The organism is Clostridium sp. AM27-31LB, assembly GCF_003480745.1.
Classification (GTDB): domain Bacteria; phylum Bacillota; class Clostridia; order Lachnospirales; family Lachnospiraceae; genus Butyribacter; species Butyribacter intestini.
Map to the genome: position 1 here is coordinate 194,193 of NZ_QUJS01000004.1, position 18,678 is coordinate 212,870.

Here is an 18,678-nt window from a genome sequence, read left to right on the forward strand (position 1 = left end):
CAGGCAGACAATAGCAATAAGATTAAAGCTGTTTGCAGGAACGTGGTAACTGTATAGATATGCGGTATCAGTGGCATCACAATATTAATATATAATAAAATTGAGAAAGGAAGTTATAAAAATGGCAAAAATTGATATTATCTCAGGATTTTTAGGAGCAGGAAAGACTACACTTATTAAAAAGCTTGTAGCAGATGCATTTCAGGGTGAAAAACTTGTTATCATTGAAAATGAATTTGGTGAGATAGGAATAGATGGTGGATTTCTTAAAGAGTCAGGCATCCAGATAACAGAGATGAATTCAGGATGTATCTGTTGTTCTCTTGTTGGAGATTTTGGAAATGCACTTAAAGATGTACTTGAAAAATACAGCCCTGATAGAGTTATCATTGAGCCGTCAGGTGTAGGTAAGCTTTCTGATGTTATAAAAGCAGTTAAAAATATCGGAGATGATGTGAAGATAAATAGTACGGCAACAGTAGTTGACGCATCAAAATGCAAGATGTATATGAAAAACTATGGTGAGTTCTACAACAACCAGATTGAGAGTGCAGGAACGATAATCTTAAGCCGCACACAGAATGTTTCAGAGGAGAAGCTTGCAAAAGTTCTTACAATGATAAAAGAGAAGAATGATGAAGCTTCTGTTATCACGACACCGTGGGATCAGATAGATGGAAAGAAGATTCTTGATGCTATGGAAAAAGTAAATACGCTTGAGAAAGAACTTCTTGAGGAACATCATCACCATGACGGAGAGTGCGGCTGCGGACATGAGCACCATCATCACGACCATGACGGAGAGTGCGGTTGCGGACATGAGCATCATCATCACGACCATGACGAAGAGTGTGGCTGCGGACATGAGCATCATCACGACCATGACGTGGAGTGTGGCTGCGGACATGAGCACCATCATCACGACCATGACGGAGAATGTGGCTGCGGACACCACCATGAACATGGCCATCATCATGCAGATGATGTGTTTACAAGCTGGGGTGTTGAGACAGCTCACAAGTTTACAGAGGAAGAACTTAAGGATATTGTATCAAAACTTGCAAGTGATAAGTCATTTGGTGATGTTCTCCGTGCTAAGGGAATTGTTGCTTCAGATGAGGGTGAATGGTTCCACTTCGACCTTGTACCTGAGGAGACTGAGCTTAGAAGAGGTGCCGCAGATTATACAGGAAGAATATGCGTAATCGGTTCAAATCTCAATGAGGATGCTATAAAAGAACTTTTTCATGTGGCATAAACAGATATAAAACTAAATATATACTTGCACAATCTAAGATTTATTTATAGTTTTGTGGTATGTGCAATTTATAGTTAGTAAGTAGGAAGGAAAAATATGTTTGGTAAGAGAAAAGAAGAAATGATGGTTTATGTTGTCATGGGATTTCTTGAGGCTGGTAAGACAAGCCTTGTAAGAGATCTTATAGTTGACGATATGTTTGATGATAAGATAAAGACACTTATTCTTGCCTGCGAGGAGGGTGAGGAAGAATATGAGGAGGCTGACCTTAAGAAAGGCTGTGCTGTCTGCGAGTATATTGAGGACGAGGAGTCTTTCAACGGAAAAGTTATCCAGAAATTCCTAAAAAAACACAGACCTGACAGGATAATCATCGAGTACAATGGAATGTGGTCTGCGGCAAAAATTCCTGAGCTTTATGATGAACTTGAGGAAATCTGTTTTGACAGGGAAGTCATTATGCAGACACTTGATGTTGTCAATGATGAGACATTTTCACTTTATATGAAGAATATGCCGTCTCTGATGGTTGAACAGTTTAAGGTTGCGGAGATGATAATCGTAAACAGATGTACTGTTGAGAATACAAAGAAATCTGCGATAAGAGGAAGTGTAAAAGCCGTAAATCCTCGTGCACAGATAGTTTACGAGTCAGAAGATGATGCATTTTATGAGATGAAAGAAGAAATGCCATTTGATGTAAATGCTGATGTTATAGAAGTAAATGAGGGTGACTTCGGACTCTGGTATGTCGATATGATAGACCATCAGGAAACATACAACGGAAAGACATTAAAACTTACCGGAATGATACAAAAACCGGGTGGACTTGATAAAGGTTTTGCGGTATTTGGAAGATACGCAATGACCTGTTGTGCAGATGATGTTCAGTTTATGGGATTTTTGTGCAAGGCAGATGACTGGTCGCAGATAAAGAGCGGACAGTATGTGACAGTAACGGCACGCATGGAGTACAAGTTTATGGCTGAGTACGGCGAGGAAGGACCTGTATTTTATGCGGAGGAAATAGTTCCGGCACAGAAACCGGAGGATGAGTTGGTTTATTTTAACTGATTTTTGGCAGACGGACGAAAGTCAGGGTGACATATGTTCTTAGGCGGCACGCTTTTGCTATGCAAACACGCAGCGGTACTAACGCACCAAAATACGGTGCGCAAGTGCCGGCGTGTTTGAAATGCCGCTTGCAGAACATATATGCACCCTGACTTTCTGTTTTGTTGGTGAGAATATAGTTATTTTTGTTATATTATGTATAATATCTTATTAAAACATTGTGAGAATTTTAAGTATTGAAAAAAGTATTGTAAAGTAAAATCATAAAATCAAAAGGGAGGTGCTTGAGATGAATATGATTTTACTTAATGCTATAGTAGCGGAGTGTTTAAAAATTGTTCGTGAAATAATCGTATATGTTATTAGTGATTTTATATGTAAAAGTATTGATTGTAAAAGAAAATAGGATCATATATGGCACAAAAGAAAACCTATCATAAGCCGTCAACTTATGAGAGGTTTTCTTTTGTGGTTTGATAGAAAAGTAACTATCAGGCTAATTGTCATTGGATTTTTAATTTTTGGTTTTATTTACTGTATGTTTCTTGCAACATTTATTTCATTCTTCTGTCTTTATATGTAAGAAGAGATTGCTTTCATTTACATCAATGGTGCAAGTGACAGTGATTATAGGCAATTTCTATAGGATTTAAAAAAGTGTTTTAGTAGGCGGTTTTTATGAAGTTAGGAAAGTTATTTTAAATCTAAGGATGGTATTTTATATAATAATGACATGACAGAGCTTGTATTATATCCTCAGGCTAAAAAAGGTAAATATACAATGCCAAAAGGTATAAAAACAGCGGATATGATAAAACGCTTTATTACAGTTCTGATGATGAATATTTCAAGACAAAGTTAGAGGATTATGTTAAAAAATACGGTTACAAATATAAAAGTCTTGGAAAAGCACATGGAAAGGCTGCTGGTTTAACTGTGAATATATGATTACCGGTTATTGTTCGCTTTGACATACAAAACCGCATCTGTTAAGATAATAGCAGATGCGGTTTTGTACTGTTACGAGTGACAGGCAGCGAGAGTGTGCCTGCGTTAGTATTTGTTATATTTGTGCTTTAGCACAACATACAATTAGTTTCGCAATTATCTGTGAATTTGTGAGAATGAAAGGTGATATAGATATGAGTAAAATTTTAATAATTGAGGATGATGCTGCTATTGCAGAGCTTGAAAAAGATTATCTTGAACTTAGCGATTTTGAGGTTGCCATTGAGTCTGACGGAAGTTCGGGTGCTGCCCATGCCGTTGATGAGGATTTTGACCTTATCCTTTTAGACCTTATGCTTCCGGGGATGGATGGTTTTGAAATTTGTAAGTATATCAGGGAGAAAAAGGACACGCCTATCCTTATGGTTTCGGCAAAAAAAGATGATATTGACAAGATAAGGGGACTTGGACTTGGTGCAGATGATTATATCACTAAGCCGTTTAGTCCGAGTGAACTTATAGCAAGGGTAAAGGCTCACCTTGCAAGATACAAAAGACTTACGGCATCGGGAACACAGGAGAATGATGTTATCGAGATAAGAGGTCTTAAGATTGATAAGACTGCGAGAAGAGTTTATATCAACGGTGTTGAGAAAAATTTCACGACAAAAGAGTTTGACCTTCTCACATTTCTTGCATCAAATCCAAATCATGTATATTCAAAAGAGGAATTGTTCAAAGAAATATGGGAGATGGAGTCAGTCGGTGATATAGCTACCGTGACGGTACATATCAAGAAGATAAGGGAAAAGATTGAGGAAAGCACGGCAAAACCGCAGTATATTGAGACTATCTGGGGCGTCGGTTACAGATTTAAAGTGTGAATATGATATATCATACCAGAGAATATAAGTGCAAGCTGGACTTGTTCTTTGAAAATAGTGTTATGAGCGGCTAATAGTGAAAATATGTGTCTGATTTTTGGGGAGGTAATTATGGGAAAGAAAAAACAGGAATTGAAACCAGATATAGTTGTAAAAAATTATTGGCGGAATAATGAGCAGTTTGCAGATTTTTTTAATGCGGTATTGTTTGACGGAGAGCAGATAATAAAGGCGGATGAGCTAGAAGATATTGACACTGAGGAGTCATCAATTCTTGAGCATAAAGAATATGCAGAGAGCATAGGGGCAGCCAGGGATAATGTAAAAATAAGAAAAAAGTCTACAATATATAATGTAGAAATGGTCATACTGGGAATCGAAGGGCAGGAAAGAATACATTATGCGATGCCTATGAGAGTGATGGGTTATGATTATGGGACATATAAGAAACAGTATGATGATAATGCAGCGAAATACAAAAGTGCAAATGGAATGTCAAGCGATGAATATATGTCTAAAATGAAAAAGACAGACAAGTTTATTCCGGTTATCACCATAGTTGTTTATTATGGAGAAAATCCGTGGGATGGTGCTGTATCGTTATGTGATATGTTGGATATACCTAAAAAGATGCAGCCGTTTGTCAATGATTATAAAATACATCTTATAGAGGCGAGAAAGAATAAACTGAAATTGCATAATATTAACAATAGGGACTTGTTTAATCTGCTTGAAATATTATTAAACAGAAAAGAAAAGCTGAAAGAAACAAGGGAAAAGGCAATAAAATATGCAAGAGAGCACGATGTAGAAAAGTCGGTTATAATGACAGTGGCAGGAGCAGCAAATTGTAAGATAGATTATGATTTTGTAACAAAGAAGGGGAGTGTTGATATGTGTACGGTATTTGAAGAAACAAGGGCAGAAGGACGACAGGAAGGACGATTGGAAGGAGAGGCAAAGGGAATTGTTGAAATAGGTCTTGAATTTGGACTTTCAGAGGAAGATATTCTTGCCAAACTTCAGATAAAACTGAACATATCATTGCAGAAAGCACAGGAATATTTTGCTGTGTTTAGCAAATAGTAAAATAAAATTTGGAGTTTGTATTTAAAAAAAATAACAGTTCAGCCATAAAAATAATAAATTGATAGAAATCCGTTGCATTGATGTTGTGGTGATATAGATTTTATCAATTTGTTATTACAATACAGATTTAAAGTCTGATACCACAAGACGGGCAATTATCATTTTTGCCCGTCTTTTACTTTCAATGTAAAATAAATACTTGTCCCTGTTCCGGGTGTACTCTTTGCCCATATCTTTCCACCATGGTCGAGTATTATCTTTTTTACTATGGCGAGACCAAGACCGCTTCCACGTTTGGCAGAATTTCTTGACGCATCTGCCCTGAAAAATCGGTCAAATATGTTTGGCAGGTCTTTTTCCGAAATTCCCGGACCGTCATCGGAGATTTCTATGCGTACAAATTCATCCGGTTTTATCGGTGGATTTATATCCGTGCCATCCTTGTTTATCTGGCGGTATAAAGGCTTTTTAGGTTTGTGTGGTTTGTAGGAAAGAGCAATTCTTATATTGCCATGTTCTTTGTCCTTATATTTAAGAGCATTTCCGGTAATATTATTTAAAACCCTGCGAAGCTGCTCAGGGTCAGCAGATACCATGATACCCTGTGGTGCGTTATTTTCATAAGATACATTCATATTGTTTGACTCATAATCAAAAGAAATTGAATCAATATAATTTTCAAGATATTCTGAAATATCAAATGTAACATAATTGTACGGGATAGAATTCTGCTCTATTTTAGAAAACAGCGACAATTCATCTACGAGATATGTCATATCATTTGCTTTTGAATGAATGGTTTTAAGATATTTCTGCTGTTTCTCAGGTGTCTTTGCAATACCGTCAATAAGTCCCTCAGAGTAGCCTTTTATAGCAGTGAGCGGTGTCTTGAGGTCATGTGATATATTGCTCATCATTTCTCTTGTGTCATTTTCGTACTGGATTCGTTCCTCAAGCATTGACTTAAGTCTTATACGCATTTCCTCGAAATCACGGCATAGCACACCTATCTCATCGCAGGAATTTACATGAACGGGATTGTCAAGATTTCCGGCACCTATCTGCATTGTGGCGATACGAAGTATGTTCAAAGGTTTTATGATACTGTGGTATAGCCATATTATAAGGAGAGCTGCAGTTATAAAAAGGATAAGTGTAAACGCTATGGCTATGTCTCTGACGGAACTTTCCCACCTTGGTATGAGATTAGAAAGTTTTGTTATAAGAAAAAGCTGTCCCGTAGTTCCATCAGAAAAATAAAAGTCTTTGCCACGGGTAAGTGTCGAACTTTTCTGGTCAATAAGGATATTATCGTTTTTGCCGTAGGAATATTCACCAAAAGACGGCAGCGTGGAAACACAGCCATAAAAATCTTTATTGCCTATGTAATATTCATTTTCACCTTTAAACACAACGATAAAAGAATCCTTTGAGGAAATAGAACGGGAAGTGTCATTTAAAAAATTTTTGTCAAGTAATTTGTCAGGATATTCGTCCGCAAGTTTAACAAGTTTATTATAATCATTAAGGGTAAGTTTATAAAGAAGCTGTACAGGATTTAAGACAAGACCATAATCATAGCTATTTTCACTTTCTGTACTGTAATAAGATGATAATATATCCGTCTGGTTCTGCACTATCAGGTGAAAACAGACAAGACCCGCACAAAGCGGAAAAATTGCGATAATCAAAAACGAAATAATCAATTTACCTCTAATCTTCATAAAAACCTCCATAAATCAAAGCTATCTGCCCGTTTAAGAGCAAATAGCTTTGTGAAAAAAATATTAGTAAGCATTTTTATTTACTTTTCGTCCAAAAAATGTAAGGAAAAGTATTTTAAAGTCAAGTGCAAGTGTCCAGTTTTCAACATAATAAAGGTCACACTCGATGCGGCCAGTTATGGAAGTATCGCCCCTAAAGCCATTTACCTGTGCCCAGCCGGTCATGCCCGGACGAACCTGGTGCTTTATCATATATCTTGGTATTTCTTCCTTGAATTTATTTACAAAGAATGGTCTTTCAGGTCTTGGACCGACAAGACTCATATCACCCTTTAACACATTAAATATCTGAGGAAGCTCGTCAATATTTGTCTTACGCATAAATTTTCCTATAGGGGTGACTCTAGGGTCATCTTTAGTGGTCCATGCTTTCTTTTCTTCACTTGCTTCCTGAACTTTCATTGAGCGGAATTTATACATATCAAACTCCCTGTTGTGAAGTCCGATTCGTTTTTGTTTGAATATAAGCGGACCCGGGGATGTTGTTTTTACGATTATTGCTGTTATAAGCATAGGAATCGCAAAGAGTATAAGTGCGACTGTAGCACCGAAAATGTCAACGGCACGCTTTAATACAATATTGTATGAAGAACTGAGTGGTACATGGCGCACATGGATAACAGGTATTCCATCTAAATCCTCAGTGTAAGGTTTTGTAGGAATGATGTTGTTGTAATCAGGAGCAAATTTTGTATGGACACCTGATTTTTCGCAGATTGCTACAAGTCCTTCAAGTTTTGAATATTCATCGATGCTAAGTGTAATGACTATCTCGTCAAATTCATTTGATGAGAGATAATGTTCAAGGGCACCGAGCCTGTCTACAACTTTGATGGTACGGTATTCATCGCCTATTTTTTTGTTATCATCGAGAATACCATGTATTTTGTAACCCCATTCAGGATGCAGTCTTAAACGCCTTATATAATTTTCGGCGGTTCGGCTGTAGCCGACGATAAGGACATGTTTAAGATTTTTTCCGTCTTTTCTCATTTTTCTTAAGATAGAAATAACAACAAGTCGGAAAGCATAGTCGATAACAATATTTATGCAGGCAAAGAAACCGAGCAAAAGTCTTGCGTAATCCCACTGTTTGAAGAAGTAAAGTGCTGCAAGACAGTATATGATACCAAAAAAGTTTGACTTGATAAGGCAGAAAAGCTCCGCACGCCTGCCACTTGTTCTTTTTGGGTCATACATCCCGCAGAAACCATATATGATGAGATAGCAGGGAACTATCATAGTCAGAAGATTCTGATACTGTGACATATCCTTGTAATATCCGAGCGGTGGAGAAATAATATGCCATCTGATAAGCGGGCTGTTAAATTCATCAAGTCTTAAGATATATGCTAAGTTAAACGATAAATAAATTATTATTGCATCAACAATAATGTGTAAAATGTTTAGTAATCGCTGGTTTTCTTTAATCAATTTTTCATCCTCTCAATCTCTTGTAACTTTTTAAAACCTATGGCTTTTAAAAATAAAATGTGCTAAAATGTTAAATGTTTGTATGTGCATTAATTATTATAGATGTTTGGGCAGAAGCTTTTTATTGCTTCTTTGTTATATGAATTTTCCCCTTGCATCATTATATAAGGTATAATTATTTTGCGCAACAATAAAATTTAATATAATATATGAAATGAAAAAATTATATTTTTTTCACAAGTTAAACACAAAAACTTGCTAAAATCTGTTTTACAGATAAGAAAAAGAGGTTACAGGCCTCACTATAGATGTGGACAGTAACAAAAAGTAAAGGGAGGTACCGATGATGGATGAGAACAACAATTTAAATGGAACAGATAGCGGTCAGCCACAGAATGAATATACCGGAGAGTATGGAAATTCTGTAGAAACAGATGGTTCTGCTGATTCTGTTTACAGTTATTCATATAAAAATGGTGCAAACAATGCAGAGTCTACACATTCAGGTGATTATTATGCAGGAAACAATAATGCAGAGAGTACAATGAATGACAGCAGACAGCAGGGTTACCAAAGCAGCAATGACACACAGAACGGATTTGAATCTTCATACAGAAATGAAAATCCGTATCAGAAAGCTAATCCTTATGAAACGAATATGAATAATAATTATAATAATACAAATCCATATGGAAACAATGGGGGAAACGGACAGAGCTATTCTTTTAATGATAATGAGGAGAAAAATAAATCTTCTAAAAAAGATGACAAGAAGTCTTCTTTAGGAAAAAAGCTTTTGATATGTGCTGCGTGTGCTTTGGTATTTGGTATTGTTGCGGCGGTTTGTTTTGAAAGTGTATGTTATTTTTCAAGTAAAGTTCTTGGTATAAACACACCGGCAATAACCACAAGTAAACAGATAGGAACAACGACAACGGGAAGCAGCAAAAAGGTTGCAACAGGAGCTGCAATAGCCGGAGGTACAAATGATGTGTCTTCAATCGTTGAGCAGACAATGCCGGCAGTTGTTGCTATCACTTGCACAAGCGAGGCTACAAACTATTACAGTTTGTTTGGAAATAGTCAGCAGCAGGAACAGCAGAGCAGTGGTACCGGATTTATAATCGGTCAGAGTAACAGCGAGCTTCTTATAGCAACAAACAATCATGTAATTGACGGAGCAAAGACAATATCAGTTCAGTTTATTGATGAGCAGGTATATGAAGCATCGGTTAAAGGTAAGGATTCAAGTAATGATCTTGCAGTAGTAGCCGTAAAACTTAAAAAGATTAAAAAATCAACAATGAATAAAATAAAGATTGCTGATGTAGGTGATTCAGATTCACTTAAGGTCGGTGAGATGGCTGTAGCAATTGGAAATTCACTTGGTTACGGACAGTCAGTTACAGTTGGATACATCAGTGCAAAGAACAGAGAGATAACAGAGACTTCAGAGACAGATGGTTCAACAAATTCAATCAAGGCAATCCAGACAGACGCTGCTATCAATCCGGGTAATAGTGGAGGACCGCTTATCAACCTCAAAGGTGAAGTTATCGGTATAAATTCAGCAAAGATTGCTGATTCGTCAGTAGAGGGTGTAGGTTATGCGATTCCTATCTCACAGGCAACACCTATCATTGATGAACTTAAGGACAAAGAAGAATTGTCGGATTCACAAAAAGGCTATCTTGGTATATCAGGAAGAACAGTCGGAAGTGAAGCAAGCAGCTACAATATTCCGAGCGGTGTATATGTCGCAGAAGTATCAAAGGGCGGTGCCGCAGAAGAAGGCGGCATTAAAGTCGGAGATATTATAACAGCTATCAACAATCAGGATGTCAGAAGTATTGAAAGTCTTAAGGAAAAAGCAAACGGTTACCGCAAGGGAACAGAAGTTGAGCTTACGATACAGAGAAGTGACAATGGAACTTATAAAGAGAAGAAAGTAAAAGTAAAACTTCAGGGTTCAAAGTCTCTTGACGGCTTGTCAAATGGCAGCGGTTCTGACAGTTCAAATAATGACAGTAATAACGGAAGCAATGGTTATAATCAGGGTAACGGAAACAGTGGAAACGGAAGTAACGGTTATGATAATAATGGAAACAGCGGTTCGGACAACGGTTCGGACAGTGGTGACGACAGCGGATTTGGCAATTTCTTCTCTAATCCGTTTGGAAATTAAATAGTGGAATTCAGTTTAAGCATATAGTGTTTGGACTGTGGATAACATCAGCCAGCCGTGATGATTAATGCACGGCTGGCATTTGGCGTTTTTAGGAATAAGAGACAAAAATTAAAGCGAATAAGGGGAATAAAATAATGCAAAATGGGACAGCGGGTGAAAAAATAAATGATAACAAAAAGGATGATGCCCGAAAAAATGTACCGGAAACAACAAATGGAGTCATTGGTTATGAGCCGGAAATGGGAACAGGCAGGAAAAAATTTATAAATGATATAAAAAGACTGGGTGTTATTCTGCTGTTTTTGGTGCTTACATTATGGCAGTTTTCATCATTGGAATTATTTTTTAAACAGACCATCAATAATTTCAATACGGAACTTATAATTAAAAATATGGCATTGTTTGCCACTGCCAATATTGTGCTTGTCGCATTGTTTCACAGAATGAAGCCGGCATTTTTAATATCATTTATGTTGACAATGTTCATAGGGATAGCAAATTATTATGTCATATCATTTAGAGGGTATGGTATAGTTTTTATGGATTTTTATGCCATAAAGACGGCGGCAGCTGTTGCAGGCGGATATAAATACGGGGTTGATATTTATCTTATTGCAGGAGTTTTAAGCTGTATAGCGGGAATTGCAATAAGCCTTATCCTGCCGTCAAAAAAGAGAATGTATTTTAATGTAAAAGATATGTGTGCATCCGTTTCTGCCTTGTTTATAGCTGCAGTGTTTGTTGTATGGCTGAACACCTCAGCAACATTCTTTGATAATGTAAGTTCGCTTTCATGGGATCACAGTATAGGGATAAATGACTATGGTTATCTTCTTTATTTTGTTGCAAATGCAGGAGAGTCAACGGTAGATGCACCTGATGGCTATTCAGTAGAAAAAGTCGATAAGATATTATCAAAATATGAGGATAAGAAAAAAACATCGGATTTGCAAGAAAAACATCCTAATATTATAATGGTAATGAATGAATCATTTTCAGATTTAAGGGTTTTAGGAAAATACACTACAAATAAAGAAATTATGCCTTTTTTTGACAGCCTTAATAAAAATGTGGTAAAGGGTTATGCCGAATCATCAGTTTATGGAGGATATACGGCAAACTCTGAGTTTGAGTTCCTGACAGGATGTACAAAAACTTTTCTGCCTGGAAATCCGTATCTGCAATATATTGATGACTACCTGCCATCTGTTATAAGTAACATAAAAAGCCAGAAAGGTTATGGTGAGGCGGTTGCCGTGCATCCTTACAATCCGTCAGGCTATAACAGAAACAGAGTATATCCGTTATTGCATTTCGACAGATTTTTAAGCATAGATGATTTTAAAAATCCTTTGCTTATAAGAGATTATATAAGTGATAAGTCAGACTATGAAAAGATAATAGATTTGTATAAGAATAAGAAAAAGGACAAATCATTGTGTGTATTTAATGTTACAATGCAAAACCATAATCCATACAATTTCGACTATGTAGGTGATGTGAAAGTGACAGATTTTTCAGTTTCATCACAAGTGGAACAATATCTTTCTCTTATGAGAAAGTCGGATGATGCCTTAAAGGAGCTTATCACTTATTTTAAGAAGTCGGATGAGCCTGCTATCATTTTAGTATTTGGAGATCATCAGCCGCATTTGCCGGATTCATTTTATGAAAAACTATTTGGAAAAAATCCGGTGCAGTTTAGCAGGGAGGATAGTATGAAAGAACACTTGATTCCTTTTATGATATGGGCAAATTATGATATAGGAGAAGAAAATATAGAGAGGACATCCATAAATTATCTTTCTTCGCTGCTTCTTGAAAAGGCTGGTCTTAAGATGAGTGATTATAACAGGTATTTGCTGGAACTTTATAAGGAAATTCCGTCGTTGAGTGCAACCGGATTTTATGACAAAAATGGAGTATTGCATGACAATAAGGAAAGTACCGGAAAGTATGTAGAGATGTTGAAGGAATATGAAATGATTCAGTATAATTATCTTTTTGATAAAGATAACAGATTGGATAAACATTACAATGTAATGAAATAAACATTATTTAGGATTGGAGAGGGTAAAATGACGAGAATGTGCATTTATGATGATGATATAGAATTTTCATTATTGTTTGAAAAACTATTGTATAGATATGCAGAGGAAAATGATAAAGAGATTGATGTGGAAATCTTTCAGGGTGGTGAAAATGCGGCTTTTCAAATAGCACAGAATGAATATGATATACTTTTTCTGGATATAGACCTCGGAGATGTGAAAGGTTTTGAGATAGGCAAACAGATACGCGATGAATTAAAAAATAATAAAATTCAGATAGTTTATATATCAGGAGATACCAGTTATGCTATGGAGCTGTTTAAGACAAGACCATTTGATTTTGTTGTAAAACCGGTAGAGAAAAAAAAGCTTTTTAAGATGTTAGATACCTATTTCAGTATATTTTCGGGTAAAAATAAATATCTGCATTATAGATGGCTTAAGCAGGACCATATTATAAAACAGGACAATATTATTTATCTTCAAAGCATTGGCAGGAAAGTTGTGGCAAAGACATTTGATGGTGATGTTGAATTTTATGATAAATTATCTAAAGTTATTGATAAACTTGATGATAATAAATTTTGCCGTGTGCATAAATCTTTTGTTATCAATTCAATTTATGTTGATGTATTTAAGAGTGATAAGGTTATAATGTGCGATTCAGCTCGGATACCGATAAGCAAATCATACAAGAAAAGTTTTAGGGAATGGCTGGTAAAACACAATGCATAAATTTGATGACAGTGTCTCATGCTGTTAAAATTCTGTGAAAAATTGAAAACTGACTTTTTTTACATATAAACAGCCTTTTTTTACATTTTTTTTGTTTTTTTTGATTAATTAGCGTAAATTTTGCTTTATTTTTTTATATGTATATGGTAATATGTAAATGAAATGCAAAGATAAGGCATACTATTTTAAAAGAGAGTGGAAGAAAGGAAGGGCAATTTTACTATGAATAGAAGAACTACGGAAATTTCACAGTGTGAACTTACTGTAATGAAGTGTATCTGGGATCTTAAGGCTGAGACAGGTGAGGTTACATGTGCACAGGTCATGGAAAAGCTAAAAGAAGATTATGGTCTTACATATAAAGACACTACAGTATATACTTTTTTGAAAAACCTTATCAATAAAGGCTTTGTATCATCAGAGAAAAAAGGAATTACATACTATACACCTATTCGTAAGGAAGAAGATTACAGAACAGATCTTTTAAAGCAGTCTAAAAAATTCTGGTTTAATGATTCTGTAGCAGACTTTGTCGAGGCAGTGCTTAAATTAGATACAATTACTGCTGAGGACAAGAAAAAGATTAAAGGACTTATTAAATAAATTGTCATTAGTTAAAAAAGTACCGTACCTGCATCTTAATTGATGCAGGTATGGTACTTTTTGTTTTTATTGTATAGGAAAATGCCCGTAAAGTAGTGTGACACCAGGAGCAAAACGCTGGTTTTACTCTTTTTTAGATAAGCATAAATTAAAATGTTTATTTGTTTTCACTTTCATATGCTTCTCTTACGGCAATAGCAAGCTGGTCAGGACAGGAAGTAGGTTTAAAACCACATCTGATACCTTTAAGCTTGTTTTCAATCTGCTCTACGGTAAGTCCGTCTGTAAGTGATGAAATTCCCTGTAAGTTTCCGTTGCATCCTCCGGTAAATCTTACATTTGAGACAATGTCTCCGTTTAATTCAAAATCAATCTGTGTTGAGCATGTTCCTTTTGTTTTGTATGAATATTCCATGATATTCCTCCTTAATTTGTTAATGTGCTCTCGGTATCTTCTCAAAACGAGTCGTTTCGGCTGCATTTCCGATATACTGTTTCCATTTTCATTGCGAAAATGTCATTGTATATCAAAAAAACATATTGAAATTCTTCAATCAGAAGATTTTAAGAGTACATATTATTAATTGCGAAATTGTCTGTATGTTGTGTTAATTTTGCAGATATAACAAATACTGACGCAGGCTAAGTATGCCAAAATGAGTGATAACTCAAATTTGCGAAAATACTTCACCAAGACCACACTGTAGCAGTAAGTCTGCATTGTTGTCAAGTGGAGTTGACGATTTGTTTATAAGTACAAGACGGTTTCCGGTGTAGTATTGTAATAATCCGGCTGCAGGATATACGGCAAGTGATGTACCGCCGACGATAAGCATATCCGCATTTGCTATGGCTTTGATGGAATTACTTATGGTCGAATCATCAAGTCCCTCTTCATATAATACCACATCAGGTTTTATAATTCCGCCGCAGTCACAGAGAGGTACACCCTGACTGTTTTTTATGTAGTTTACATCGTAAAATTTATGACATTTTTCACAGTAGTTTCTAAGGGTTGAGCCGTGTAACTCATAAACGGTCTTACTTCCGGCTGCCTGGTGAAGTCCGTCGATGTTTTGAGTGACGATTGCCGAAAGTTTTCCGGATTTTTCGAGTTCTGCAAGTTTTAAGTGTGTAATATTCGGTTTTGCATTTTCAATAAGCATTTTGTCCCGGTAAAATTTATAAAATTCTTTAGGATTTCTGATGAAAAATGAGTGACTTAAAATTGTTTCCGGCGGATAGTCATATTTTTGGTGGTACAATCCGTCAACACTTCTGAAATCAGGGATACCGCTTTCGGTAGAAACTCCGGCACCACCGAAAAATACTATATGACTGCTTTCAGATACCCATTTCTTAAATAATTCCAAATCTTTTTTGTCAGGCTGCATGATGTCCCTCCTTTTAAAAAATCAGGCACCTTTTGGATGCCTGATGGTATTAAATTGAATATAGCACAAATTATTATAATTGGCAATCGTTATGATTGGAAAGCGTTATCTTTTTATGGTAGAATAGCTGTTTGCTTATTATATTTATAAATCAGCAAACAGGTTGTCAGTCGCAGTTATGCGGCTTTTCTTGTATTTGGATTTTTTAGATGGTATCATAAAAGAAATTGAACGCAGAATAAATATTTCTATACTGACAGGTTAAAAAGCGGCTGCGTTCATGAGCAGGCAGAGAAAGCGGATTTTGAATGTCCGTTTTACAATAAAAGCACAGAAATGGAGTAGTATATGACATTATTAACATATCAGGTTTTTAAGACAGTGGCAGACCACGGTAGTTTCAGAAAGGCGGCAGACATACTTGGTCTTACGCCGTCGGCAATAAGCCATGCGATTTCATCAATGGAAAATGAACTTGGTTTTTCTGTTTTGAACAGAAGTAAATCGGGTGTTACTCTCACTAATTATGGAGAAAATCTTCTCCCATATGTAAATGCTGTTTTAAACAGTGATGAAAGTTTATGGCAGGCAATAGCAGAGTTTAACGGATTAAAAAAAGGAAAGGTAAAGGTTGGGTGTTTTTCAAGTATTTGCACAAGCTGGCTGCCTGACATTATGAATTCATTTAAGAAAAAATATCCGGATATTATGATAGAAGTCTTTCAGGGGACATATGATGATGTTTCTTATTGGCTGAAAAACGGTGTTGTTGATATTGGATTTTTGTCGGTGTCGAGTGCAGGCGATATTCCGATAGAACCCCTTTACAAAGATAAACTTGTCTGCGTTGTTCCAAAAGGTCTGTTTGACAAAAATACGGATGAAGTAATGCACATAAGCGAACTCAGGAATCATCAGTTTGTTACACAGAGAGAGTCGACGGATGCAGATATTCAGAATTTCTTAAAAGAAAACTCATTGAATGTCCAGTCAAATTATCATGTGGTAGATGATCTTTCAACTATAGCACTTGTCGCAAACGGCTTTGGAATATGTCTTATGCCCGAACTTGTAATGAGAGATATTCCGTACGAGGTTGACTGCTATCAGATAGAGCCTGATGCATATCGAATTGTGGGGATAGCGACGATGAATTCTGATTTTATGGCACCGGCGGTCAGGACAATGTATAATCATATAATTAAGAATTATAAGAACATATGATGCAAGGGTCAAAAGCAAATAGCAATGTATGTTTACATACAAATTGCATAGCAATGGAGCAATCCGTGGCATCAGTTTAGGTAAAAATATCAATAGATAGAAAAGAGGAATTTTAGATGAACAGATTACAGAGTGAATTGAGAAGAATTGACCACAGGGGGTATCCGGCATATAAGGATTTGCGTGGAAGTTATGATTTTGGTAAGTATATTTTAAATATTGAGCATATTCAGGGGGATCCGTTTGCGTCTCCATCGTCTTTGAGTGTGAAGATAAAGGGGAAGGCGGCGGGTTTTCCAAAGGAATATTATAACGGGTATGACAGAAAGACGGCTTTTGAGGATTTTATCTTAAGACGGTTCAGCTTTTTTGCTGCAGGAATCAGCTTTAAGGCAAAAGGTTCAGGAAAGAGCGGTATGGTATCAGCAAGCCGGCCGGGGCAGGAGATTATGGAGCGTAGTGCGTGCAAGGTTGATGAGAGTACGGGCGATATAATACTCAGATTTGTTGTGGGATTTCCTGCAAGAGGGCGTTCGATAGATGCGGGAGAGCTTGAAAAGATATTGTTCAGGCTTTTGCCGGGTGTTGTTGAAAAATCAGGGATATTTAAGCTGTTTACGGAAAATGAGAAAGTTAAGTTAAAAGAGCAGATAGAACTTTCAGACGATCAGAAAACATTGAGAAAGGCGGTAGGCGAAAACGGTTTTGCGGCATTTATAGCGGATGGTTCGATTTTGCCAAGAGAAAGCGGAGTGTCAGAAAGACCGATGAAAAATGCTGTTTTGTTTAAGTCACCTGAATCGATGAGAGTTACTTTTGAACTTCCGCATAAGGGAAAAATAACGGGAATGGGAATAAAAAAAGGTGTTACGCTTATTGTCGGAGGAGGTTATCACGGCAAGTCAACGCTTCTTCAGACACTTGAAAAAAGCGTATATCCGCATATAGCGGGTGATGGCAGGGAGTATATAGTGACCGATGCGACCGGTGTGAAACTTCGTGCCGAGGACGGACGAAGCGTTAAGAATGAAGATATTAGTCTTTTTATAAGAAACCTTCCTAATGGAAAAGATACAAAAAACTTCTCGACACTCGATGCGAGCGGTTCAACTTCGCAGGCTGCAAACACTATTGAGGCACTTGAAGCTGGGAGCAGGCTTTTTCTTATAGATGAGGACACGAGTGCGACAAACTTTATGATAAGGGATGAACTTATGGAGCGTGTCATATCAGCGGATAAAGAACCTATTGTTCCGTTTATAAAAAGGGTGGGACAGCTTTATGAGCAGAACGGTATATCAACGATACTTGTTGCCGGAAGCTGTGGTGCTTTTTTTCATGTGGCTGACACGGTCATACAAATGGACAGATATATGCCAAAGGAGATAACAAAAGCGGCAAAAGAAGCAGCGGCAGACTATCCTCTGAAAATGCACGGGATTTCCAAAGACGGTATGTGTATTAAAAGCACGGATAATTCACAAAATATGGACAACATAAATGAAAATCCTGAGATAGAGATAAACGGAGAAAGAAAAGTAAAACTTCCAAAATCTGATGACAGGACAAAGATTAAGGTGATGGGCACTGACGGATTTTTATATAACAAGACGAATGTGGATCTGAGGTATCTGGAACAGATAACTGATGCAGAGCAGATGCTTGCTATATCAAAAGCACTTGAATATCTTATAAAAAAATACGGCGGTAAGGAAATATCACTTAATTTATTGCTTGATGATATTGAAAATCTTATGGAGAAAAAAGGTGTTGAAGCACTTACGGGCAGAGGAAGTGTGCCTGATATGAGCAGACCGAGAAGATTTGAGATTGCAGGATGTATAAACAGGTTTGTGAAATAAGATTTAGAGAAAATTATCACAAATAACGCCTAATTTGTAAGATTTAACCATTTAAATGTGAACAAAGTGTGATATAATGAATATAGAGTTGGCAAATTTTGGAAAACAGGAGGTATGAAAAACAAAATACACTTATTATCAGTGATATTT

At 36.5% G+C, this 18,678-nt stretch carries 14 protein-coding genes; 10 read left to right on the forward strand and 4 right to left on the reverse strand.

The features are described from left to right. Positions 1–121: 121 nt before the first annotated feature. From DW721_RS07980 to DW721_RS07995, 4 genes are all read left to right on the forward strand, one after another. Positions 122–1,258, forward strand: a complete 1,137-nt coding sequence (locus tag DW721_RS07980) for a CobW family GTP-binding protein (protein ID WP_118745420.1) — start codon at positions 122–124, stop codon at positions 1,256–1,258. Positions 1,259–1,354: 96 nt separating this feature from the next. Beyond that, positions 1,355–2,332 carry a GTP-binding protein gene (locus tag DW721_RS07985; RefSeq protein WP_022013868.1) on the forward strand — a complete coding sequence of 326 codons (978 nt, stop codon included), beginning with the start codon at positions 1,355–1,357 and terminating at the stop codon, positions 2,330–2,332. A 1,142-nt stretch (positions 2,333–3,474) separates the two neighbouring features. Beyond that, the gene (locus DW721_RS07990; protein WP_022013870.1) at positions 3,475–4,164 is read left to right on the forward strand and encodes a response regulator transcription factor; all 690 of its coding nucleotides are present in this window, start codon (positions 3,475–3,477) and stop codon (positions 4,162–4,164) included. A 111-nt stretch (positions 4,165–4,275) separates the two neighbouring features. Continuing rightward, a complete protein-coding gene (locus DW721_RS07995; RefSeq protein ID WP_118745421.1) occupies positions 4,276–5,250 on the forward strand; it encodes an Rpn family recombination-promoting nuclease/putative transposase in 975 nt (324 codons plus the stop codon). 161 nt (positions 5,251–5,411) lie between these two features. On the opposite strand, the gene DW721_RS08000 is transcribed toward DW721_RS07995, so the two are convergent. Both DW721_RS08000 and DW721_RS08005 read right to left on the reverse strand, forming a co-directional pair. After that, the gene (locus tag DW721_RS08000; protein WP_182436267.1) at positions 5,412–6,977 is read right to left on the reverse strand and encodes a HAMP domain-containing sensor histidine kinase; all 1,566 of its coding nucleotides are present in this window, start codon (positions 6,975–6,977) and stop codon (positions 5,412–5,414) included. A gap of 63 nt (positions 6,978–7,040) precedes the next feature. Then, on the reverse strand, positions 7,041–8,471 hold the full coding sequence (locus DW721_RS08005) for an undecaprenyl-phosphate glucose phosphotransferase (RefSeq protein ID WP_055940966.1): 1,431 nt from the start codon (positions 8,469–8,471) through the stop codon (positions 7,041–7,043). A 343-nt stretch (positions 8,472–8,814) separates the two neighbouring features. Here DW721_RS08005 and DW721_RS08010 point away from each other — a divergent pair, with 343 nt between their 5' ends. From DW721_RS08010 to DW721_RS08025, 4 genes are all read left to right on the forward strand, one after another. Further along, entirely contained in the window at positions 8,815–10,656 is a 1,842-nt protein-coding gene (locus tag DW721_RS08010; RefSeq protein ID WP_082440576.1) for a trypsin-like peptidase domain-containing protein, read from the forward strand. Between the two features lie 137 nt (positions 10,657–10,793). Beyond that, complete coding sequence (locus DW721_RS08015; RefSeq protein WP_118745423.1) at positions 10,794–12,710, forward strand: LTA synthase family protein; 1,917 nt, start codon at positions 10,794–10,796, stop codon at positions 12,708–12,710. A 27-nt stretch (positions 12,711–12,737) separates the two neighbouring features. Then, on the forward strand, positions 12,738–13,445 hold the full coding sequence (locus tag DW721_RS08020; protein WP_118745424.1) for a LytTR family DNA-binding domain-containing protein: 708 nt from the start codon (positions 12,738–12,740) through the stop codon (positions 13,443–13,445). 222 nt (positions 13,446–13,667) lie between these two features. Beyond that, entirely contained in the window at positions 13,668–14,048 is a 381-nt protein-coding gene (locus DW721_RS08025) for a BlaI/MecI/CopY family transcriptional regulator (protein WP_022013877.1), read from the forward strand. 157 nt (positions 14,049–14,205) lie between these two features. Here DW721_RS08025 and DW721_RS08030 read toward each other — a convergent pair whose 3' ends face one another. Both DW721_RS08030 and DW721_RS08035 read right to left on the reverse strand, forming a co-directional pair. Beyond that, positions 14,206–14,463 (reverse strand): TIGR03905 family TSCPD domain-containing protein, encoded by a 258-nt coding sequence (locus DW721_RS08030; protein WP_022013878.1) that lies wholly within the window; start codon positions 14,461–14,463, stop codon positions 14,206–14,208. A 253-nt stretch (positions 14,464–14,716) separates the two neighbouring features. Continuing rightward, on the reverse strand, positions 14,717–15,442 hold the full coding sequence (locus DW721_RS08035; protein WP_022013879.1) for an NAD-dependent protein deacylase: 726 nt from the start codon (positions 15,440–15,442) through the stop codon (positions 14,717–14,719). A 348-nt stretch (positions 15,443–15,790) separates the two neighbouring features. On the opposite strand from DW721_RS08035, the gene DW721_RS08040 reads away from it, so the two are divergent. Then, a complete protein-coding gene (locus DW721_RS08040) occupies positions 15,791–16,666 on the forward strand; it encodes a LysR family transcriptional regulator (protein ID WP_022013880.1) in 876 nt (291 codons plus the stop codon). A 116-nt stretch (positions 16,667–16,782) separates the two neighbouring features. After that, positions 16,783–18,528, forward strand: coding sequence for an ABC-ATPase domain-containing protein (locus DW721_RS08045; protein WP_118745425.1), 1,746 nt, complete (start codon positions 16,783–16,785; stop codon positions 18,526–18,528). The last annotated feature ends 150 nt before the right edge of the window (positions 18,529–18,678 follow it).